The 21,204-nt window shown below is 63.0% G+C and carries 21 protein-coding genes and 1 tRNA gene; 12 read left to right on the top strand and 10 right to left on the bottom strand.

What is annotated here, in order from left to right:
• Positions 1–30: 30 nt before the first annotated feature.
• Entirely contained in the window at positions 31–753 is a 723-nt protein-coding gene (locus tag AC1Z3V_RS14760) for a DUF899 domain-containing protein (RefSeq protein ID WP_483500004.1), read from the bottom strand.
• Positions 754–814: 61 nt separating this feature from the next.
• Between AC1Z3V_RS14760 and AC1Z3V_RS14755 the strand changes: the two genes are divergently transcribed.
• A complete protein-coding gene (locus tag AC1Z3V_RS14755; protein WP_483500002.1) occupies positions 815–1,261 on the top strand; it encodes a MarR family transcriptional regulator in 447 nt (148 codons plus the stop codon).
• 17 nt (positions 1,262–1,278) lie between these two features.
• On the opposite strand, the gene AC1Z3V_RS14750 is transcribed toward AC1Z3V_RS14755, so the two are convergent.
• A complete protein-coding gene (locus AC1Z3V_RS14750; protein WP_483500000.1) occupies positions 1,279–1,743 on the bottom strand; it encodes a MarR family winged helix-turn-helix transcriptional regulator in 465 nt (154 codons plus the stop codon).
• A 320-nt stretch (positions 1,744–2,063) separates the two neighbouring features.
• Between AC1Z3V_RS14750 and AC1Z3V_RS14745 the strand changes: the two genes are divergently transcribed.
• On the top strand, positions 2,064–2,468 hold the full coding sequence (locus AC1Z3V_RS14745; RefSeq protein WP_483499999.1) for a GFA family protein: 405 nt from the start codon (positions 2,064–2,066) through the stop codon (positions 2,466–2,468).
• A gap of 21 nt (positions 2,469–2,489) precedes the next feature.
• Here AC1Z3V_RS14745 and AC1Z3V_RS14740 read toward each other — a convergent pair whose 3' ends face one another.
• Positions 2,490–2,918 carry a lipocalin-like domain-containing protein gene (locus AC1Z3V_RS14740; RefSeq protein ID WP_483499997.1) on the bottom strand — a complete coding sequence of 143 codons (429 nt, stop codon included), beginning with the start codon at positions 2,916–2,918 and terminating at the stop codon, positions 2,490–2,492.
• 172 nt (positions 2,919–3,090) lie between these two features.
• Positions 3,091–4,929, bottom strand: coding sequence for a dihydroxy-acid dehydratase (gene ilvD / locus AC1Z3V_RS14735; RefSeq protein WP_483499996.1), 1,839 nt, complete (start codon positions 4,927–4,929; stop codon positions 3,091–3,093).
• Between the two features lie 303 nt (positions 4,930–5,232).
• Between ilvD and AC1Z3V_RS14730 the strand changes: the two genes are divergently transcribed.
• The 6 genes from AC1Z3V_RS14730 to AC1Z3V_RS14705 all read left to right on the top strand — a co-directional run bounded on the left by AC1Z3V_RS14730 (position 5,233) and on the right by AC1Z3V_RS14705 (position 11,588).
• The gene (locus tag AC1Z3V_RS14730) at positions 5,233–5,727 is read left to right on the top strand and encodes a hypothetical protein (RefSeq protein WP_483499994.1); all 495 of its coding nucleotides are present in this window, start codon (positions 5,233–5,235) and stop codon (positions 5,725–5,727) included.
• Between the two features lie 11 nt (positions 5,728–5,738).
• A complete protein-coding gene (gene dapA, locus AC1Z3V_RS14725) occupies positions 5,739–6,677 on the top strand; it encodes a 4-hydroxy-tetrahydrodipicolinate synthase (protein WP_483499993.1) in 939 nt (312 codons plus the stop codon).
• An 88-nt stretch (positions 6,678–6,765) separates the two neighbouring features.
• The gene (locus AC1Z3V_RS14720; protein ID WP_483499991.1) at positions 6,766–6,957 is read left to right on the top strand and encodes a hypothetical protein; all 192 of its coding nucleotides are present in this window, start codon (positions 6,766–6,768) and stop codon (positions 6,955–6,957) included.
• Positions 6,958–6,990: 33 nt separating this feature from the next.
• Positions 6,991–7,275, top strand: coding sequence for a hypothetical protein (locus tag AC1Z3V_RS14715; RefSeq protein ID WP_483499990.1), 285 nt, complete (start codon positions 6,991–6,993; stop codon positions 7,273–7,275).
• 223 nt (positions 7,276–7,498) lie between these two features.
• Positions 7,499–10,780 (top strand): adenylate/guanylate cyclase domain-containing protein, encoded by a 3,282-nt coding sequence (locus tag AC1Z3V_RS14710; protein WP_483499988.1) that lies wholly within the window; start codon positions 7,499–7,501, stop codon positions 10,778–10,780.
• A gap of 127 nt (positions 10,781–10,907) precedes the next feature.
• A complete protein-coding gene (locus AC1Z3V_RS14705; protein WP_429813251.1) occupies positions 10,908–11,588 on the top strand; it encodes a peroxiredoxin-like family protein in 681 nt (226 codons plus the stop codon).
• A gap of 212 nt (positions 11,589–11,800) precedes the next feature.
• Here the strand turns inward: AC1Z3V_RS14705 and AC1Z3V_RS14700 are convergent, their stop codons facing one another.
• The 3 genes from AC1Z3V_RS14700 to cpdR1 all read right to left on the bottom strand — a co-directional run bounded on the left by AC1Z3V_RS14700 (position 11,801) and on the right by cpdR1 (position 13,583).
• A complete protein-coding gene (locus tag AC1Z3V_RS14700) occupies positions 11,801–12,493 on the bottom strand; it encodes an alpha/beta hydrolase (protein WP_483499985.1) in 693 nt (230 codons plus the stop codon).
• A 276-nt stretch (positions 12,494–12,769) separates the two neighbouring features.
• A tRNA-Val gene (locus AC1Z3V_RS14695) sits at positions 12,770–12,844 on the bottom strand.
• 373 nt (positions 12,845–13,217) lie between these two features.
• A complete protein-coding gene (gene cpdR1 / locus AC1Z3V_RS14690) occupies positions 13,218–13,583 on the bottom strand; it encodes a response regulator CpdR1 (RefSeq protein ID WP_034786813.1) in 366 nt (121 codons plus the stop codon).
• Positions 13,584–13,782: 199 nt separating this feature from the next.
• Here cpdR1 and AC1Z3V_RS14685 point away from each other — a divergent pair, with 199 nt between their 5' ends.
• Positions 13,783–14,664, top strand: coding sequence for an N-formylglutamate amidohydrolase (locus AC1Z3V_RS14685; RefSeq protein ID WP_483499983.1), 882 nt, complete (start codon positions 13,783–13,785; stop codon positions 14,662–14,664).
• Positions 14,665–15,050: 386 nt separating this feature from the next.
• A complete protein-coding gene (gene hisN / locus AC1Z3V_RS14680; RefSeq protein ID WP_483499982.1) occupies positions 15,051–15,824 on the top strand; it encodes a histidinol-phosphatase in 774 nt (257 codons plus the stop codon).
• Positions 15,825–15,898: 74 nt separating this feature from the next.
• Here hisN and AC1Z3V_RS14675 read toward each other — a convergent pair whose 3' ends face one another.
• Positions 15,899–16,864, bottom strand: coding sequence for an alpha/beta fold hydrolase (locus AC1Z3V_RS14675; RefSeq protein WP_483499980.1), 966 nt, complete (start codon positions 16,862–16,864; stop codon positions 15,899–15,901).
• Between the two features lie 389 nt (positions 16,865–17,253).
• Here AC1Z3V_RS14675 and AC1Z3V_RS14670 point away from each other — a divergent pair, with 389 nt between their 5' ends.
• On the top strand, positions 17,254–17,715 hold the full coding sequence (locus AC1Z3V_RS14670; RefSeq protein ID WP_429813264.1) for an Hsp20 family protein: 462 nt from the start codon (positions 17,254–17,256) through the stop codon (positions 17,713–17,715).
• A gap of 134 nt (positions 17,716–17,849) precedes the next feature.
• Here AC1Z3V_RS14670 and AC1Z3V_RS14665 read toward each other — a convergent pair whose 3' ends face one another.
• Positions 17,850–18,839: a bile acid:sodium symporter family protein gene (locus AC1Z3V_RS14665; protein WP_483499979.1), complete on the bottom strand. Its 990-nt coding sequence runs from the start codon at positions 18,837–18,839 to the stop codon at positions 17,850–17,852.
• A 95-nt stretch (positions 18,840–18,934) separates the two neighbouring features.
• On the opposite strand from AC1Z3V_RS14665, the gene AC1Z3V_RS14660 reads away from it, so the two are divergent.
• Positions 18,935–19,792 carry a LysR substrate-binding domain-containing protein gene (locus AC1Z3V_RS14660; RefSeq protein ID WP_429813269.1) on the top strand — a complete coding sequence of 286 codons (858 nt, stop codon included), beginning with the start codon at positions 18,935–18,937 and terminating at the stop codon, positions 19,790–19,792.
• A gap of 95 nt (positions 19,793–19,887) precedes the next feature.
• Here the strand turns inward: AC1Z3V_RS14660 and AC1Z3V_RS14655 are convergent, their stop codons facing one another.
• Positions 19,888–20,934 (bottom strand): threonine aldolase family protein, encoded by a 1,047-nt coding sequence (locus AC1Z3V_RS14655; protein WP_483499978.1) that lies wholly within the window; start codon positions 20,932–20,934, stop codon positions 19,888–19,890.
• Positions 20,935–21,204: the final 270 nt, after the last annotated feature.

The raw sequence follows: 21,204 nt of genomic DNA, 5'->3' as shown, positions 1-21,204 counted from the left end.
GAAAGGTTCCGCCGCGCGGATGTTGTACGTCTAGCCTGCCTTGCGTTCCTGTTCGTACTCGTCGTGGCGCCGGACGAAGCTCATCGTCCGGTCTTCGTTGCGGCCCTTCGGCGCGCGATCGAGCAGCATCAACGTGCCGATCAGTTCCTCGAGACCGCGGGCATAGGACGAGTAGGTGTGATAGATCGCGCCGCCTTCGCCTTTCTGGAAGGCGCTCAGCCCCGGCAGTTCTTCATGCGCCTTGGCACTGTCGATCTCGGTGAAATTGTAGGCGACCTTGCCGCTTGCGAGTTCGTCCGGAGAAAAGGCGACGTGGAAGTCATGGTTGAATCCATTGCCCGCCGCCGAGACCCATGGGAAGTGCCAGTCCATGCGCTTCCTGTAGGCTTCGATCTTCGCAAGCGGTGCATTCGATGCGGCGATCAGCGTCACGTCGTGGTGGTTGAGATGCGGCAGCATGCCGGCGAAGTGATCGGCCAGGAAGGAGCAGCCGGGGCAGCCGGCCTCCCAGGTAGGCCCGAACATGAAATGGTAGACGATGAGCTGGCTGCGGCCGTCGAAGAGTTCGGACAGCGACTTGCGCCCGGAGAGCGTGTCGAAAACGTAGGTCTTTTCCATCTTCACCCAGGGCAGCGCCAGCCGGGCAGCATTGACCTTGTCGCGTGCGTGGGTGTGTTCCTTTTCCAGCGCGAGCAGTTCCTTGCGCGCTTTCAACCACTCCTGAGGCGATACGACTGCGTGCTCCTGTCTCATGCCCGTTCCTCCTTCCAACGTTGCACTTGACTAATTACGTTGATATCAACATTAATCAGTCATGTCAAAGATGCCGTCAATTCCGTTCGAGACCACCCTGCATGTGAAGGATACCTGCCTCTGTCTGCATGTGCAGCGTGCCGCTCGCGCCATAGCCCGCCGGTTCGATGAGGCGCTTCGGCCTCTCGATATCACCAACGGGCAGTTTTCCCTGCTGATGTCGCTCAATCGTCCGGCGCCGCCGAACATGGGATCGGTTGCGTCGCTGCTTGCCATGGATCGGACGACGCTGACCGCGGCGCTGAAGCCGCTGGAACGGCGCGGCCTGGTCGAGAGCTTTCCTGACCCGGAGGATCGGCGGTCACGGCGATTGCGGCTGACACAGGAAGGCGAAGTACTGCTGGCGCGGGCCCTTCCCATCTGGAAGGCATTGCATGAGGCGTTCGATCCGGTCCTTGGCGAAGGAGGGCCGGACCGGCTGCGCGCGGATCTGCTGATGCTGGCTTGAACGGTATTGCTGAGTGGCTAATCTGCCGCTGAGGATCGTTCCCTGAGGACTTCGGTGATCTCCGCCATCAGGGCCGAGGCTTGTCGCAGGCGTCTTTCGCCCAACTCGGCACCGAGCCGGTCGGCCCAGGCCGCCTGCCGCTCCTTGATCTCGCGCAGTGCCGTTTCGCCGGCCGCCGTCAGGACCATGAGCTTCGCCCTCTGGTGGGTCGGATTGTCCCTGTAGGCGATCAGGCCGTCCGCTTCCAACAGGTCGGCAATGCGCTGCACGCCCTGGCGCGCGAGGCCGAGTGCGCGTGCCGCATCGGCGACCGACATGGGTGCGTGGTTTGCTGCGGCCAGCACCTGCCAGCGCGCGCTTGTCTGTCCGGAAGGTTTGGCAAGCGCGTCGCCCGCTTGCGTCAGCGGACCGGCAAGCCGCAGCGCCGTTATCGAAAACTCCGCAAAGGCGTCGCCGGCGGGCGTCCGTTCAGGGTCCTTCATGTTGACGCGCTACCTCTTTCTGGATGCTTTTACATGACATCATATTGTCAGTTTGCGTTGATTTCGACAAGGCGTCTTAGCAAGATAGAGGTGAGTGCAAGCGGACCCGGAAGGGAATGGGTCATAGATATGCAATGGATGTAGATCTGCGGTCAATAGAGGCTTGCTATTGCTGACCGGCGGACCAGAATCTCATTCTTTATTGACAACATATTGTCAATATGGCAAATGCATTGAGCAAGCCCGTCATGGCAATATGCTGTCATTGTGGGCAGACGATAAACAGATCCGTCGGGGTTCGGCAAGCAGGAGGAACAGCGATGAAACTGACCTACAGGGGAAGCTGCCACTGTGGAAATATCCGCTATGAGGCCGATGTCGACCTCGACGCCGGCACCGGCAAATGCAACTGCTCGATCTGCTGGAAGCGGCGCTATTGGGGCGCGGTCGTCAAGCCCGACGATTTTCGCCTGCAATGCGACGAGGCCAATATCGCCGACTACCAGTTCGGCAGCGACAGCGTCCATCACCGCTTCTGCAAGACCTGCGGCGTTGCCGCCTTCGGTCACGGCTATATCGAGGAAATCGGTGGTGCCTACTACTCGGTCAACGTCGCCTGCCTCGACGACCTCGATCCGGCGGTGCTCGCCGAGGCGCCGGTGCGATACATGGACGGACGCAACAACAACTGGTTCCACGCGCCCGCTGAGACGCGCCATCTCTGACGCCTGGAGTTGGACTGTCGGTCAAAGCCGGCGAAATTCCAGATGGTATGTGACCTCCTCGCCGGTCCTGGGGTCGATGGCCGGTGCGCCGTAGATCACCAGCTTGTCGCCCTCCACGAAAAAGGGGCGGATGAGATCGGACACGCCCCATGCCGGATTCCAGCTCGCATCCAGGTGGTGGATGATCCGGCCGTCTTCCAGCGCGTAGGTTCCCGCATAGGCGAGCATCGTATCGAAGAGCGCCGCCTTTTCGTCGTCCGTCGGCACGGGGCCCTTCAGTTTCGGGCGGTCGCGCTTCACCACGACGGCGCTGACGCGGCCATCCCGGTTGTAGGAGAGATAGCCGATCGGATCGGCGCCCATGGCATCGCTGGTTTCGCCGGTGGCGACAACCTCGCGCTTCCAGGAGAGCATCTTCCACGTACCGAGCAGTTCGGATGTGTTTGCCATGACCCGCCCTCTTAATCTTAGGGTCAGCTAAAATAACAGATGCCCCTCATTCGGCAAAGAAGGCCACGGGTGTGGAACGCGGCCGGGTGGGCGCAAACCGGCCCAAGAAATCGCCCAAGAAAAAAGGCTCCCGGAGCGCGGGAGCCTTTTATCGTCCTAGCTTGCTTACGGCTCAGTGCTCGCCGAGATCGCGCACAGCGCCGCGGTCGGCCGAGGTGGCGAAGGCGGCATAGGCCTTCAGCGCCGTCGTCACCTTGCGCTTGCGCTGCTCGGCCGGCTTCCAGCCTTTGGCATCCTGTTCGGCGCGGCGGCTGACAAGCTCCGCCTCGTCGACGCGCAGGCTGATCGTGCGGTTCGGGATGTCGATGTCGATCATGTCGCCTTCACGCACCAGGCCGATCGTGCCGCCATTGGCCGCTTCCGGCGAAACGTGGCCGATCGAAAGACCGGAGGTGCCGCCGGAGAAGCGGCCGTCGGTGATCAGGGCGCAAGCCTTACCGAGGCCCTTCGATTTCAGGTAGCTCGTCGGATAGAGCATTTCCTGCATGCCCGGGCCGCCCTTGGGTCCTTCGTAGCGGATGACCACGACGTCGCCGGCCTTGATCTCGTTGCCGAGGATTGCCTTGACCGAAGCGTCCTGGCTCTCGAACACGCGGGCCGGGCCGGAGAATTTGAGGATGCTTTCGTCGACGCCGGCGGTCTTCACGATGCAGCCGTCGATCGCGATGTTGCCCTTGAGGACGGCGAGGCCGCCGTCCTTGGAGAAGGGATGTTCGACGGAGCGGATGACGCCCTTCTCGCGGTCGGTGTCGAGCTCATCCCAGCGCGCCTCCTGGCTGAAGGCGACCTGAGTCGGAATGCCGCCGGGGGCCGCGCGGAAGAAGTTGCGCACCGTTTCGCTCGTCGTACGAGTGATGTCCCAGCGGTCGATGGCGTCGCCGATCGTGGCGCTGTGAACCGTCGGGCAATCGCGGTTGATGAGCCCGCCCTTGTCCAGTTCACCGAGGATCGACATGATGCCGCCGGCGCGGTGCACGTCTTCCATATGCACATCGCTCTTGGCCGGCGCGACCTTCGACAGGCACGGAACCTTGCGCGACAGCCGGTCGATATCCTCCATGGTGAAATCGACCTCGCCTTCGTAGGCGGCGGCGAGGATATGCAGCACGGTGTTGGTCGAGCCGCCCATGGCGATGTCGAGCGCCATGGCGTTTTCGAACGCCTGCTTGGAGGCGATCCTGCGCGGCAGGACGTTTTCATCCTCCTGCTCGTAGTAGCGGCGGGCGATATCGACGATCAGATGGCCGGCTTCGACGAAGAGGCGCTTGCGGTCGGCATGGGTTGCCAGCGTCGAGCCGTTGCCGGGCAGCGACAGGCCCAGTGCTTCGGTGAGACAGTTCATCGAATTGGCGGTGAACATGCCGGAGCAGGAGCCGCAGGTTGGGCAGGCGGAACGCTCGATGACCTTGACGTCCTCGTCTGTGACGTTGTCGTCGGCGGCGGCGACCATGGCATCGACCAGATCGAGCGCATGCGTCTTGCCATGCAGCACGACCTTGCCGGCTTCCATCGGGCCGCCGGAGACGAAGACCGCGGGGATGTTGAGGCGGAGCGCCGCCATCAGCATGCCGGGCGTGATCTTGTCGCAGTTCGAGATGCAGACCATGGCGTCGGCGCAGTGAGCATTCACCATGTACTCGACCGAGTCGGCGATGATCTCGCGCGACGGCAGCGAATACAGCATGCCGTCGTGCCCCATGGCGATGCCGTCGTCGACGGCGATCGTGTTGAATTCCTTGGCGACGCCACCGGCCGCCTCGATCTCGCGGGCGACGAGCTGGCCGAGATCCTTGAGGTGCACGTGGCCCGGCACGAACTGCGTGAACGAGTTCACCACCGCAATAATCGGCTTGCCAAAATCGCTGTCCTTCATGCCCGTCGCGCGCCAGAGGCCGCGGGCACCGGCCATGTTACGGCCGTGGGTGGTGGTACGTGAGCGATAGGCAGGCATGGCATGTTCCTTCACGGACAGGGGGCATTGCTCGAAACATGGCGATCCTTATCGCCACAGAAGGGGCTACCTAGCGCAAAATTGCGTGCACGTCATCTTTTGCGTCAGATTATTTCGACGCCGCGCACCTGCGTTTCGCGGGGGTTATCTGTCCCTTCGAAGGTCAATCTAGCCGCGCATGGAGGCCTTGGACAGCGGCAATCGGGAGGCTTTACGGAAATCTTACGCCGGGCGCCCGAACTCGGAATCGAATCCGGACGGCCGATGGAGCTAGGCTCTCCTCATCGAATGCGGATGAGTTCCATGTCTCTTCACGATTTCAGCTTGCGCCGTCATGCCCGGGGTCTCCTGCCAGAGATCGGTCCGCGGCAGCGGTCCGATACTGTCGAGGCGAATGCAGATGCCCTGGAAGTGCTGCTGCGGCGGCTGATGGCCGTTCGCCGGCTGCGCGAACATCACGTCTGGGAGGCTGTCCGCCTGATCCGGGAACTGCCCGATCTCGGCGTGGACGAGTGGCCGTCGCGCCGGTTCCGCGATTTGATGGCGGCCGATGCCCTGGTCGACGCGGTCATCCACCTGACGTCCACGACCGAGGCAAAACTTTGCCTGCGTACGCTCAGCCACGAGCGCGGCCTCTGGACCTGCACGCTGCGCTATCAGCAATCGGGTGCCGGCCGGGTCACGTTCAAGGCACGGCATGCCGATCTGGCGGCTGCGATCCTTGGCGCCTTCCTGCGTTCCTGCCGCGGCTGCCAGCTTGCCGCCGGTGCCGCCGGGCGCGGCCAATTTCCCACCTGAAGGATATATCCATGAGCATGCATTCGCTGCGCCTCGAAGGGGCGATCACGGCGCTCGTCACTCCGTTTCGCGACGGCAAGATCGATATCGTCGGCCTGATGTCGCTGGTCGAATGGCAGATTCGCCACGGCATCTCCGGCCTCGTCGCCTGCGGCACCACCGGGGAGGCACCGACGCTGTCGCGCACCGAACGGACAATCGTGATCGAACGCTGCGTCGAGGTCGCCGAGCGGAAGGTGCCGGTCATTGCCGGAACCGGCACCAACAGCACCGAGGCGACGATCGCGCTGACGGCGGAAGCCAAGGCGCTTGGCGCCGACGCGGCGCTCATTGTTGCGCCCTATTACAGCAAGCCGTCGCAGGAGGGGCTCTATCGCCACTTCGAGGCGATCGCGAAGGCTGTCGACATACCCGTCATCGTCTATAACGTGCCTTCGCGCACGGGCGTCGATCTCACGCCGCGCACCCTCGAACGGCTGGCGGAGCTTCCGGGCATTGTCGGCATCAAGGATGCGACCGGCGACATCGGGCGGATCCTGTCCCTGCCTGCTGCTCTGAAGAGCCGCCTTCGCCCGTTCTCCGGCCATGACCAGACGGCGCTGCCCTTCAATCTCTGTGGCGGTCACGGCACCATTTCGGTCGCGTCCAATGTCGTTCCGCGGCTGGTGGTGGCGATGCATCAGGCGATCACCACCGGCAACGCAGGTGCTGCGCTTGCCATCCATGAACGGCTAAGGCCGTTGCTGGTGGCGCTGGAGCGCGAGACCAATCCGGGACCGATCAAATATGTGCTGCATCTGGTGCGTGCGCTCCGCCCGGACGTGCGCTTGCCGCTGACCCCAGTTGCGCCCGAGACGGCCGCCGAGATTCGTGCGGCTCTCGAGCCGCTCACCGAACTTCCGTCCTCCACTCATGTCGGTCGTGGCGTCCGTATCACGCTCGCGAGCTGAGTTCCCTGAACAATTTCCGTCCCGGCCGCGTCCCTTCGTCCGTGGGGTCAGCGCGCGGCCGGACCTTAGGTCCAAAAGGAGATAGATGATGTCACGCTTGCCGCATCTTGCCGCTCAAGCCGAACCGCGCCGACGCGCCCAAGCCAACGAAAACTTCGAGAGCCGCCGCGATAACAACAGCGCGGTTCGCGATGCCTTTCTCGGCATCGGCATCCGCCTCGGTATCGTTCTTGGCCTCGCCTATGGCATTCAGGCCGCCATTTCGTGGATTGCCGGTTAAGTCTTCCTTCCCATCAACAAGGATCATTCCATCATGGGCAGTACGCAGCAGATCCGGCGCGGTTTTCGCGCACGCGCACGTTTCGTCGTCGGCCGTGACCGCCATGGCTGGTGGGTCGTTTCCGACCGCAAAGGCGTCGTCGGCGGCCTCTTCACCAGCGAAACGGCGGCCATCCGCTTCGCGGTCGAGGCCAGCGACAGGCAGCCGGAAGAGGTATGCCGCGCGCCGGAAGGTGCAGCCATCGATCTCGATACGTTTTCACACCAAAGGCGGGCGGCGTCCACTCCTGACCGCGCTCGAGACGGACATTGCGGATGATGCATCGTCGCTCGTCCGTAAGCCTCAACTGACCGATCGAGAAATTGCCGTCGGAGACGAGGCTCGGCAGAGCCTTGGACGAGGCGGCATCGGTAATCCCCTATCCAGATTCTTGCTGTGCTTGCAAAGCGGTTGGCGCGGGTTCATTCTTTTGAAGCCACCATGCCCCGGCTGGCCCAGCATTCGCCGTGCGATCCGGGGCTCATCCGAAGGTTCGCCCTCGATGAACTGCCACGAGTGCGGTTGTGAGATTCAAGACGGGTTTGCGTTTTGCCCGAATTGCGGTGCCAAGCAGCATAGCCCGTGCCCCGGTTGCGGCGCACTCTGTCCGCCACACTTCTCGTTTTGCCCCACCTGCGGCACCAGGCTTGCAGCCCCGGCCCCGATAAAGCCGACCGTTTCGCGACCCGCGACCGCGCAGACGCTTCCGGGGCGATCCGGCAGAGAGGCGCTCGCACCGCTTTTGCCGGAGGAGGCGGGCGCCGACCGCCGCACGGCCACCATTCTCTTCGCCGACCTCTGCGGCTTTACCGGTCTCAGCGAACAGGTGGACCCGGAAGTCCTCAGGGCATTCCAGAACGAACTCTTTGAAGAACTGACCGAGGCGGTCGAGGCTTACGGTGGTTTCGTCGACAAATTTATCGGCGACGCGCTGCTTGCCCTCTTCGGCGCGCCGGTGGCGCACGAGGACGACCCCGAGAGGGCGCTTCGTGCCGCGCTCGACATGGCCGGCCGGGCAAGGCGGGTCGGCGAGCGCTGGCAGCGGCGGATAGGCGAACCACTGGACCTCCATATCGGGCTGAACACCGGAACGGTCGTGGCGGGGCATTTGGGCGCCGGCGACGGCAAGGGCTATTCGGTGACCGGCGACGCAGTCAACACGGCGCAGCGGCTGCAGTCGCTGGCGGGCCCCGGGGAGATCCTCGTCGGACCGGTGACCTATCGGTTGACCTGCCACGCCTTTGTCTACGAGGCGCTTGGCGCGATGACGCTGCGCGGCAAGGCAGGCAGCGTCGAGGTCTACAGGCTGACGCAGTCGCTGGAGGCGCCGCGCCGGGCACGTGGCCTCGAGGCGCTGGGGCTCGGCGCGCCGCTGATCGGGCGTGAGACGGAGATGAAGCGCCTCGGTGATTGCCTGGAGCTCGCCTGCGGCGGGGCGGCGCAGCTCGTGCGCCTGACGGGGGAGGCCGGGCTCGGAAAGTCGCGGCTGGTCAACGAATTTCTCGAACGGGTGGCCGCCGATCCGCGCTTTTCGAATGTCGTCGTTCGCCGCGCCGGCAGTTCCTCGCTCGGAGAACCGTCCTATGGCGTTCTCGCGGCGGTGTTGCGCGGTGCCTATGGGATTTCGATGAGCGACAGCCTGCAGCGGACGACGGAGTTGCTTGCCGCCGGACTGGCCGAGATCGGCTTTGCCCAGGACAAGCTCGAACAGTTGGTGCCGTTGTTCCTGCGGATCCTGGGCGTGGATTCCCAGGATGAGCTGTTGCGCCATGTGGAGCCGGAACAGATGCGCCGGCAGCTTTTCGCGGCGGTGAGGGCGATATTTGAACGGCGCCTGTCACGAACGCCCTTGCTGCTCGTCATCGAGGACTTGCACTGGGCCGACGCTGCCTCGCTGGAGGCCGTGTCCTTCGTCCTCGACCGGACGGAAGCCAGCCCGTTGATGCTGTTGACCACCCAGCGGCCCGACGCCGATGCCGATCGGCTGAAGCCGGGCCGTACAAGCTTGACCGCGCTGCGCCTCGCGCCGCTTTCAGAAGCCGACGGGCGACGGCTGCTTGCGGCCTTCTTCGGCGAGGATGGGCTGCATCAGGCGCTTGCCGGCCGCATATTGGCGCGAGCCGGCGGCAATCCCCTGTTCATCGAGGAAATCGTGCGCGGCCTGATCGATGTTTCCGCCATGCAGCAGGTCGGCTCGTCCTGGCGGGTGGTGGAGCGCGAGGCGGCCGCCGAGATTCCGGTGACCATCGAGGCGATGCTGCTCGGCCGCGTCGACCGGCTGCCGCCGGACGCCCGCCGATTGCTGCATCACGCTGCGATGATCGGATCGCGCTTCGATGCGGATCTGCTGCAAGCGGTTTCGGGGCGGACGTCTGTGGACGCGGTTCTCGATCTGCTCTGCGACACGGAGATCATCGAAGAGACCAGCGACGGCGGCGGGTTGCTGGGTACGCAGACCTATCGGTTTACCCAGACGCTGTTGCAGGAGGTGGTCTACAACAACCTGCTGCTCAGCCGGCGCACGGACGAGCATGCGTTGATCGGCAAGGTGCTGGAGCGCCGGTTCGGCGAGGATACCGAACGGCTTGAGGAAATGGCGCTGCTCGGCCACCATTTCGGCCTCTCCGAACACAAGGCCAAGGGCGCCCGTTACCTGATCGCAGCCGGAGACCGGGCGCGGGCGCTCTACGCCAATGACGATGCCATCCGGCTCTATGAACAGGCCATGGCGGCGCTGGCGGCCACCGGCGAGGAGGGGCCTGAATGGCTGGCCGCACGCGAACGCATCGCCGATCTCCTGGGGCCGACCGGTCAGCGCGAGGCGGCGGTTCAGCACTATGGCGCGCTTCTGGAGATATACTGCGCCACGGACGACCGCGTTGCATCGGCGCGGATCCGGCGCAAATTCGGCCATCATCTGTGGGAAGCCGGGCGGCGTGACGAGGCGTTGGCTTCCTTTGCCGCAGCCGCCGAGCTGCTCGAGGGCGTGAGCGCGCCGATTGAAGGTGCGCATCTTTCGCAGGAATGCGGCCATCTCGCCTTCCGCATGGGGGACTATGCCGGCGCCCTCAAGGCGGCGGACGACGCCCTGGATCGCATTGCGGCATATACCCCGGACAACCCGGAGGCCGAGCGGGAGGCGATGCGGGTCAAGGCCGAGGCGCTGAACACCAAGGGCGTGACGCTTGCCCGCCTTGGCCGTAGCGCCGAAGCGATCGGTATCGTCGAGCGAAGTGTCGCGGTGGCGGAAGGCGCGAACCTGTTGAATGCCGCCTGTCGCGGCTACACCAATTTGGCGGTGCTTTACGCGGTCACCGATCCGAAACGTGCGATCGAGGTTTGCCGCTGCGGTTTCGACATGGCCAGGCGCATCGGCGACCTTGGTTTTCAGGCGCGTCTGCTCGCCAACCTTGCGGTCGCCTATTGCACCTTCACCGATCGCTGTGCGCCGGATGGAATGCCGGCAGCCGAACGCGCGATTGCGATCGACCGGGAACTCGACCAGCGCGACCATCTGCCGGTGTCGCTGCTGGTGCTCGGCCAGATCCATCAGTGTCATGGCCGGCCGGATGTCGCCCGCAGCCTCTATCAGGAGGCGCTCGACCTTTGCGGAGAAACGCAAGAGGCGCAGCTCCTGTTTCCGTGTTATGATGGCTTGGCGACGCTCTGCCTGGACGCCGGCGATCTCGATGCAGCGGAAAGGTACTTCGCCTTGGCGCGAGACATATGTGCGCAACATGGTCTCGATCCTGAGGCGTTGATGATTCTGCCGTTTCTCGACTGACATTTCCGGGCGTCGCGTGGGGCGCAGCGTCCGCGTTTGCGTTGCTGCGCATAACTTGCCGGAGAAAAAGCGCCCGCCCTGCCACAGGCGTACCGGGAGCGTTCCGGCCGGGATGAGGAGACGAGACATGGTTGAGCCGATGAGTGGACGGCCGTTGCAGCCGGGTGACCGGGCGCCGAATGTGGTGCTCGACGCAATCACGCAGGAAGGTCAGATCGCCCTTGATGATTTTCGTGGCCGAAAACCGGTCCTGGTCGGCTTGTTCCGCGGCCTGCATTGCCCGTTCTGCAGACGGCAGATCGCTGCCATGGCGCAGCTCGACGGCGCCTTGCGGGAGAGGGGCATCGAGAGCCTGACGGTGGTCAACACGCCGATCGAGCGGGCCCGCCTCTATTTCCGTTATCATCCCGTGCCGAACCTGTTGGCCGCTTCCGATCCCGAGCGGGTCTCGCATCGGGCCTTCGGGCTGCCCAACCTCGAATTCACGGCGGATGAGGACGAGTGGCCACGCAAGATCGCGCAATCGACGCTAATGGCGATGAAGGTGAAGCTGCCGGGCGAAATGCCGGAGCCGATGGACCCGATGGCGGCGATGGTCTTTCTCGACAAGGCGGACGGCTATGAGGTCACGGAAGCGGACGAACGGATGATTGCGACGGGGGCCGGGCAGCTCGTCGGCGAATTCCTGCTCGATCGCGACGGCGTCGTGCGCTGGAGCTTCACGGAAGTACCGGATGGCGGCAAGAACCTGTTCGGCGTTCCCCGTCGCGACGAACTGATGTCCGTCGCTTCCGCGATGGTGCACTGAAGCGCGTCGCGATCCTTCAGATTCGCTCATTGCGCTTTAAGCCCTTGATATTTCGCATGTCGTAATCGCAAAACCGCTGCGCACTTTTGCGCGACATGCCTTAGGGGCGACGACCTTGGATGGTTGGCCGTCGACGGCGATTGATGTCGGCGGCGGTCCTGGAACAAACCCCGTCGATCCGGCGATCGACGGGGTTTTTCGTCGCGACAGGCTTAGCCGAACGACGCGATCGCCTCGTCGATCAGCGCGACGATCTCCCTTGGATGCGATGCAAGCGAAGCGTGGCTGGCGTCGAGCGTGATGATCTTCTTTGCATGCATGCGTTCGGCCATCCACTGTTCGGTTTCCGGCGGGATCATGTTGTCGTGGCGCGATACCTGGTACCAGCTTGGCTTCGTCTTCCAGGCCGGCGGTCCGGCCTTGTCCTCGAAGCAACGCCCGGCGATCGGCTTCTGCGCCACCGCCATGACCAAAGCATCGGTCTCGTTCAAATCCTGGCCGAAACTCTGGCGGAACGTGTCTTGCGCCAACCAGAGAAAACCGTGCTTGTCGGGCTGGATGCTGGCGGCACCAGAGGGCGGGTCGCGCCGTGCAAAGATGCTGCCGAGGCTGTCGCCCTCATCGGGTGCGAAGGCCGCGATATAGACGAGGCCGACGACATTGGACGCGTGGCCAGCACCGCTGATCACCGCGCCGCCATAGGAGTGGCCGACGAGCAGGGTCGGGCCCTCGAGCGCCTCCGCCAGCCTGCGCGTACGCTCGACGTCGTCGGCAAGCGAGGTCAGCGGGTTCTGCACTGCGGCGATCCTGTAGCCCTTGGCGTGGAGCGGCGGGATCACATGACGCCAATGGGATGCATCGCCCCAGGCGCCGTGTACGAGCAAGATGTTCTTGACAGCAGGCATTGTCCGTTCCTTTCTCATTCTGAGAAGATGTGCCGGCGGCGTCGCGGTCGCGCAACAAGGCGCGAGTTGCGCTACCGCCCGTTGGTCTACGGATGCGATGGACTGCGGATAGGATCAGATTGCAAAGGCAAACTAGGGCGTAGAGCCCGGCCCTTCCATGACGGACGACATTAAACTTCGTAAAGAATCGGAATGAGTGAAGGTGTCGCCAGCCGGTACGTCAGGGGGCAAACGAAAAGGGCCTCTCGATTTCTCGAAAGGCCCTTGGAATTCGAATGGTGGGCGTGACAAGGATCGAACTTGTGACCCCTACGATGTCAACGTAGTGCTCTCCCGCTGAGCTACACGCCCATCCGATGTCGGCGCATAGACCACAAAACCCGTTGCCGCGTCAATAGGGTTTTCGAAGGTTTTTTGACAGAAATTTCGAAGGCCCGTTTTCTCCCGTTCGAGGGTCGGTCGCGGCGAGCCGACGAGTGCCCGGATTTCCGGGATTCCTGCTAAGGCCTTGAAACGAAAAGACCGCCGCAGATCCCTTGTGGATTGCGGCGGTCGATCGGAAATCGTCCTACTGCATGTCTCCCTTGATCGTAGCCGGAAAGACAAAGACATGCAGCAAATCAAAGTTCTACAGCGACCTTTGCGCGTCTGATAAGACGCGCGGCGCGTAGCCGGCCGCCACAGTGTGCCGTGAGCGGCAGAGGCTGTGGAAAACCGCCGTGGCTCAGGCGGCGGCCAGCATCTTGTTGACCTCGTCGACGAGGTCGCGGAGGTGGAAGGGCTTCGAAAGCACCTTGGCATCCTTTGGCGCCTTGGAGTCCGGGTTGAGCGCGACAGCGGCAAAACCGGTGATGAACATGACCTTGAGGTCCGGATCGAGTTCTGTCGCGCGGCGCGCCAGCTCGATGCCGTCCATTTCGGGCATGACGATGTCGGTGAGGAGAAGCGAGAAAGGCTCCTCGCGAAGCCGGTCATAGGCGCTGGCGCCGTTGTCGTAGGACATGACCTTGTAGCCGGCCTTTTCAAGCGCCTTCACCAGGAACCGGCGCATATCGTTGTCGTCTTCGGCAAGAAGGATTTTCGCAGTCATGAATTCGGCCGTGCTTCTCTTTTTTCAGTTCATTGCGCGTAGATTGCGGCGTTTTATCCAAACCGCAACGCGGTAAATATCTCGTGAACGCGGGACGTCAATTCCCCGGGAGCTGTGATTGGTCACTATGGACACAGAGCGGACCAACTGGCAACATGATGACAATTGTACGAACCGCATATGGTAAAAAAGGGTTCAGATGGGGGAAATTGCGGAGAGGGAACTATTCGAGGTCCTGGAACCTCCAATCCAGCGCATTCCCTTTGTGTTCAATTCGCCGCATAGCGGCCGTTCCTATCCCCAGAGCTTTCTCGATCAATCGCGGCTCGACGCCGTTTCAATTCGCCGGTCGGAAGACCACTATGTCGAGGAGCTGTTCCAGAACGCGACTTTTCTCGGAGCGCCGATGCTGCTGGCGCATTTCCCGCGCGCCTTCCTCGACGTCAACCGCGAGCCCTACGAGCTCGACCCACGCATGTTCGACGGCCCGTTGCCGCCCCATGCCAACATCAGTTCGATGCGCGTCGCCGGCGGCCTCGGCACGATACCGCGGCTCGTCGCCGAGAACATGGAGATCTATCGCGGACGGTTCCCGGTCGAGGATGCACTGACGCGGATCGAGACGATCTACAAGCCCTACCATGCCACCTTGCGCAAGCTTATCGCGCGCACCCACGTCCAGTTCGGTCTGTCGGTCCTGATCGATTGTCATTCGATGCCCGGGAACATGCATTTGCCCGGCAGCCCCCAGCGTCCCGATTTCATCATCGGCGACCGCTATGGGACCAGTGCCGCGGGCGAGCTCTCGCGCGCCGCGGTCGATCTCTTGCAGCAGCTCGGCTACAGCGTCGTACGCAACAAGCCCTATGCCGGCGGCTTCATCACCGAGCATTATGGCCGCCCGACGCGCGGGCTGCATGCGCTGCAGATCGAGATCAACCGGGCGCTCTATGTCGATGAGACGACGCTGGTGCGCAAGCCCGGCTTCGGCGCGCTGGTTGCGGATCTCACAACCTTCGTCGCGTCGCTTTCCCGTCATGTCGAAGACTACGGCGCCTACCTCCCGCTCGCAGCGGAATGACATCGGATTTTCTCTCGGGAGCTTCAAAAAAAACCGCGCCAACGGCGCGGTCAAGTCTAGGGAGGAAACACCCAAGGAGGGTATTTACAGTCACAGGTGACTGTACCCAAACCTTAATTTTGCACTGCACAAATGTCAAGTTTCTTCGCTGAAAACTTTTGCGGTGCATCAAGAGTTTTTCGGTCGAAGCGCCATCTCAACCGATTGAAATCGCCAAAACGACGATCGGGACGAGGGCCGGGCCTCGCGGCGCCCGAGCTCGCGGCCCTCGTCGCAGCCGTGATGCCAGCGACAGCAAGCAGCTTGCCCCGTTCAACTCGTTTGCCTTTCGGTGAATTTCCGCTATGCAGGACGTACCTTCCTCCATGCTTCCCTAAGAGAGAGCCATGCTGCCTGACCGCGCCTTCTTCGATCGCCTTGCCGAAGCTGCCAAGGCAGAGACCCTGCCGCGATTCCGGATCGGCACCAGCGTGGTCAACAAGCTCGAAGGCGGCTTCGATCCGGTGACGGAGGCGGACCGGTCGGCAGAAGCGGCGATCCGCGCGCTGATCGAAAGGCATTTCCCCGAACATGGCATCCTCGGCGAAGAGCACGGCAATGTCGGGCTTGACCGCGAACATGTCTGGGTCATCGATCCGATCGACGGTACCCGTGCCTTCATTTCGGGCCTGCCGGTCTGGGGCACGCTGGTCGGCCTCTATCGCAATGGCGAGGCGGTCATGGGCCTGATGGACCAGCCGTTTACCGGCGAGCGCTATTTCGCCGATGGCCAAAAGACGATCTACCGCGGGCCCGGTGGCGAACAGGTGCTTTCGACGCGCGCCTGCAAATCGCTTTCGGACGCGGTGCTCTTCACGACGTCGCCGCATCTCTATACCGGCGATTTCAAGACCCGCTACGAGACACTGCAGAGCAAGGTCCGGCTCTTCCGTTATGGCTGCGACTGCTACGCCTTCGCGCTTCTCGCTGCCGGTCACGTCGATCTGGTGATCGAATGCGGGCTGAAGCCTTATGACGTCGGCGGCCTCATCCCGCTGATCGAGCAGGCCGGCGGCATCATCACCAATTGGCAGGGCGGACCGGCGGAAATGGGCGGCGAAGTGATCGCCGCCGGCAATGCCGAACTGCATGCGCAGGCGCTGGAAATCCTGAAAGGCTGAGACGCGCCACGCACTTTCGCGCCGGTGCGGAAGAGTCCCGTAAATCAAAACAATTAGCGAAAGTACCGCCTCTATCAGGCGGCGGTATTTTCTCGATCGTCGCCCTCTTCGGGGATGATGAAGGCGAGGATCGCTGCCATCGCCTGGGCGCGATAACGATCCGCTTCATGCAGCAGTTCGTGGCGGGCGCCATCGATCGGGATCATCTGGGCGGCGCGGAAATTGCGTGCCAGCCACTCGACGGCGAGATGCGGCACCAGACGGTCCGCAGTCGGCGCAAGGATGATCGTCGGCAGGGTGATGCGCGTCAGATGCTCGCGGCGGATGACTCGGCGCATGGCACGGAAGGCCTCGCTCAGCCAGCGCGCCGTCGGCGGGCCAAGCTGCAGTTCCGGATGCGTGTCGGTCAGCGCGATGTTGCGCCGGTAGCGGCGCCGATCCGCCGTCAGGACGTTGTTCTCGAACGGACGGTTGCCCTTGTCCGGATGCGCCGGCAGCGTGCCGAGACCGATGCAGCGCATAAGGGTCGCAACCGTGGCGATGCTGCGCTCGCCGAGCGCCTGGCCGCCGAGGCCGACGAAGGGCGCCAGCACCACCAGCCGATCGATCCGGCTTGCCAGCATCGGTGCCAGCGATAGGGCAACGAGCGCACCCATCGAGTGGGCGACGATCGAGAAGGGCAGGCGCGTATCCGGCAGCACGATCTGTTCCAGGAAGGTGCTGAGGTCGCGCTCATAGTCGGTGAAGTGATCGACGTAGCCGCGTCCGGGGTGCGGCAAGAGCCGCTCGGAGCCGGCCTGGCCGCGCCAGTCGAAGGTGGCGACCCAGAGGCCGGCGGCCATGAGTTCGGCGATCGTCTCGAAATATTTCTCGATCGATTCGTTGCGCCCCTGCAGCAGGACGACGGTGCCGCGCGCGACCGGCTGTTTCGTCTTGAAGATCGCGTAGCGGATCTTGCGGCCGCCGACGCCATCGAAGAAGCCCGCCACGTAATTTTCCGGGATCGGATTGTCCGGTGTCGAGTGCAGGATCGATGTCATGACGTCGTAGCGGCCAGGAAGAACGGTTGATCGATAGCATCAAGGGATAGGCGGCAGGGTCTTCGCCGTCAAAGAAAAAAGGCCGGAAACGGTGGGTGAAATCCGGACGATCACCGTTTCCGGCCGCTGAAGGGGAAGGGACGTATCACTTCAGCCTGGGAGTTGCCGCCCAGGCTTTCCTTCTAGCCTCCCGCGGCTGAACGGAAGCCGAAGCGGCCATTCATGTCGGGTTCACGGGAAAATCGTGAGCGCTCACGTCTTGAAGTCGCGAATTCGCCTCCCCAAATCAGGGTCACGGGCGCCGAAGACGGGTCCGTTCACCGGTCCTGCCGCTGCCAAAATGGGGTGGCCGACCAGACATCGCAAACCGTTGCTCCAAGGAGGACACAATGCGTCACTTCGATTTCTCTCCCCTCTACCGTTCCACCGTCGGCTTCGATCGCCTGTTCACGATGCTCGATAGCCTCGGCCAGCCGGATCAGGCTCAGACCTATCCGCCCTACAACATCGAACGCACCGGCGAAAACGCCTACCGCATCACCATGGCCGTTGCCGGCTTTGACGAGAGCGAGCTTTCGATCGAGGCCCGTGAGCACACGCTGACGGTCAAGGGCGAAAAGGCCGAGGAAAACGGCGAAGAAAGCCAGTTTCTCCATCGCGGCATTGCCAAGCGCGCCTTTGAACGCCGCTTCCAGCTTGCCGATCACGTGGAGATCAAGTCCGCTTCGCTGAAGAACGGCTTGCTGCACATCGACCTCACTCGCGAGATCCCGGAAGCAGCCAAGCCTCGACGGATCGAGATTTCGTCCGTTGCCTCGCAGCCGAAGCAGATCGAGGCTCAGAGCCTTTAACCGCGAAGACAATCTCCCAAGACAGGCGGCGTCCCCAGGGGCGCCGCTTTTTTATTGGCTCTTGGTAATCGCGCGGGTTCCCGACGGAATCGCGCCAGGCCTTTGCCAGTGATGCCACCTGAAGGCGGGATGATCTAGGATCTGGCCGGCGCGGGTATCGCGGACGCCTGCTTCTTGGCGGCGTAGCGCTGTGCGATGACGGCGCAGGCCATCAGCTGGATCTGGTGGAACAGCATGACAGGCAACACGATCGCGCCGATGTTCTGGCCGGCGAAGATGGCGCTCGCCATGGGAACGCCGCTTGCGAGGCTTTTCTTCGAGCCGCAGAAGGTGATGGCGATCTCGTCCGCCTTGTCGAAGCCGAGCAGGCGGCTGCCGAACATGGTGATGGCGAGGACGAGCGCCAGCATAAGGATCTCGATGGCGACCAGGATGCCGAGATCGGTCAGCGAGTAGGTCTGCCAGAGGCCCGATGTCACCGCCTGGCTGAAGGCGAGATAGACGACCATCAGGATCGAACCGCGATCAACGGGGGCCAGCAGCCCCTTGCGCGCCCGGATCCAGACGCCGATCCACGGCTGCAGCAATTGCCCGGCAATGAAGGGTGCAAGCAATTGCAGCAGGATCTGCTCCAGCGCATCGAGTGTCACGCCGCCATGGCCGCCGGCGGAAAAAAGCAGCCCGACGAGCAGCGGCGTCAGGAACATGCCGAAGATATTGGAAGCGGAAGCCGAGCAGATCGCCGCCGGCACGTTGCCGCCGGCCATCGAGGTGAAGGCGATCGACGATTGCACCGTCGAGGGCAGCACGCAGAGGAAGAGGATGCCGGTATAGAGGGTCGACGGCAGGATCGAGTTCGGGACGAAGCCGATCGCAAGACCGATCAGTGGGAAGAGCGCGAAGGTCGAGGCAAGGATCGTCAGGTGCAGCCGCCAGTGCAGGATGCCGGCGATCACCACGTCACGCGACAACCGCGCACCATGCAGGTAGAAGACCATGCCAACGGCCACCTTCGTCGCCATGCCGAACCAGACGTTGGCATCACCGTGGATCGGCAGGACGGATGCCAGCAGCACCGTCGCCAGAAGCAGGATGGTGAAGGTATCGGGAAGGTAGCGGCGCATATTAGGTCACTTGCTCGTCATCAAACGTCTTGCCGGGATCGCTCATTATGAAGCAGGATGCAAGGAATAACAGTTATCGCGATTTGGGATGAGCTATGCTGGATCTCGTGCAGTTGCGCAGCTTCGTCGCCCTCGAGCAGATGGGCAGTTTCACGCTGGCGGCGGAAAAACTGTCGCTCGGACAATCGACCGTCAGCCAGCACATTCAGAGGCTCGAGGCCTCCCTTGGGCGGACCCTGGTTGCTCGCGATACGCACCGGGTGGCCCTGACGGCGGATGGGCTTGCGCTGCTTGCCCATGCCCGGTCGATGCTGGCGATCGACGGCGAGGTGCGGGCGCTCTTTGCCGAAAGCAGCCTGCGCGGGCGCCTGCGTCTCGGCGTTTCCGAGGACTTCGTCATGAGCCGGTTGCCGGCGGTGCTGGAAGATTTCGTGCGGGCACACCCGTCTGTCGATCTCGAACTGACCGTCGCCTTGAGCGGCGTGCTCTATCAAATGCAGGACAATGGCGAGATCGATCTCGTACTTGCCAAACGAAGGCTTGGCGATCTCAGGGGAGAGCTCGTCTACCGCGAACCGCTCGTCTGGCTGGCGCGCGATCCCGAAAGGATCAGGCGTGACAAGGTCCTGCCGCTGATTGCCTTTCCGCCGCCGAGCATCACCCGCAGCGTCGCTCTCGAGGTGCTCGACCGCCACCGCCTGCCGTGGCGCATCGTCTGCACCTGCGGCAGTCTCAGCGGGCTGACGGCGGCCGCGCGCGCCGGCATGGGCGTGCTCGTGCAGCCGCGCAGCATGGTGCCGGCGGGACTGAAGGAGATACCGGCCGGCGCGCTGCCGCCGCTCGAGGACGTTGAATTCGTGCTGGTGCCGAGCAAGGGCGTCGACCGCAAGCTGAGTGCGGCCCTTTCGGCCGAGATCCTCTCCAATGTGAGGACGTTGCAGGGACAGGTTTGATGCGGGAAGATCATCCCGCCCAGGCGGCGGGATGATCCAGTTTCTTGCAGCATGTAACGCCGACCGAAAGGCGTCGCCGTTTTTCCGGAACGGCCTCAGCAGGCGGCAACGAAGCGTTGAACGTCCTCGGCCTTCGTCGCGAAGCTGGTGACGAGACGATAGAGGCCTTCATTCTCTGCGAGACTGCCGTCGAGGTCGTGCGGCACGGGCCAGTCATAGAAGACGGCACCCTGCTGTCTAAGGTTCGCCGCCACGTCCTTCCTCAGGATGGGGAAGACCTCATTGGCGTCCGCCTGCCAGGCGAGCCGGCTCGTCTTCGAGGCGGCAATACCCTCGGCAAGGCGGGCGGCCATCGCATTGGCATGGCGTGCGAGGTTCAGCCAGAGATCGCCGGTAAAGTAGGCTTCGAACTGTGCCGAGACGAAGCGCGACTTGGAGAAGAGTTGAGCCGAGCGCTTGCGCAGGAAATGCATTTCGTGCGCCTTGGAGAGATCGAACAGCACCAGCGCTTCGGCGCACCAGCAGCCGTTCTTGGTGCCACCGAAGGAGACGAGGTCGACGCCGCGCTTCCAGGTCATTTCCGCGGGCGTCGTGCCGAGGCTGACCAGCGCATTGGCGAAGCGGGCGCCATCCATATGCACCGGCAACTTATGCGCCTTGGCAACGGCGGCGATCGCCTCGATCTCGGCGAGCGAATAGACCGTGCCGCTTTCCGTCGCCTGGGTCAGCGTTACCGCTGCCGGCTGGCCGCCATGGACATTGTCCAGCGGATAGCGCCGAATCTCGGATTCGAGCCGCGCCGCCTCCATCTTGCCCCATGGTCCGTCGACCGGCTTCAGCCTGGCGCCATGCGAGAAAAATTCCGGCGCGCCGCATTCATCAGCGATGACGTGCGCCTCGCGATGGCAGAAGGTAATGCCGCCGGCACGGTTGGCGGTCGCAAGCGCCAGCGAATTGGCGGCGGTTCCGGTGCCGACGAAGAAGACGGCGACATCCCTTTCGAAAATCTCGGCGAACTTCTTTTCCACTTTCCGGTCGAGATCGCTGGTGCCGTAGGCAGACGCGTATCCGCCGGCATGCGCCATCAGGCTTTCGGCAATCGCTGGATGGGCGCCAGCCCAGTTGTCAGACGAAAAAATCATCACTTTCCACCCTGTATTACAGTCTTTTCGACGGATTTTGCCGACCTTAGCCGAGTTCTCGGCCGGATCAATCACGGTCAGCGCCGGATAGGCCAACAGGAGACCAGTTTGAAACCAAAAGGAAGAAAATGCGGGGGAGTCGTAATTTAATTATAAAAGCCGGAAATTTCCGGCAATGTTCGGCAAAATCTTCTCTATTATTTGCTCATATGCCCCTTGCGGAGGGGGGTAGTTTCTGGCATAGAGCACATGAAATAGGACAGGTTTGCT

Source organism: Ensifer sp. 38_S197 (assembly GCF_056924495.1).
The sequence above is the reverse complement of the archived record's forward strand: the minus strand, read 5'-3'. Positions and strand labels throughout refer to the sequence as shown.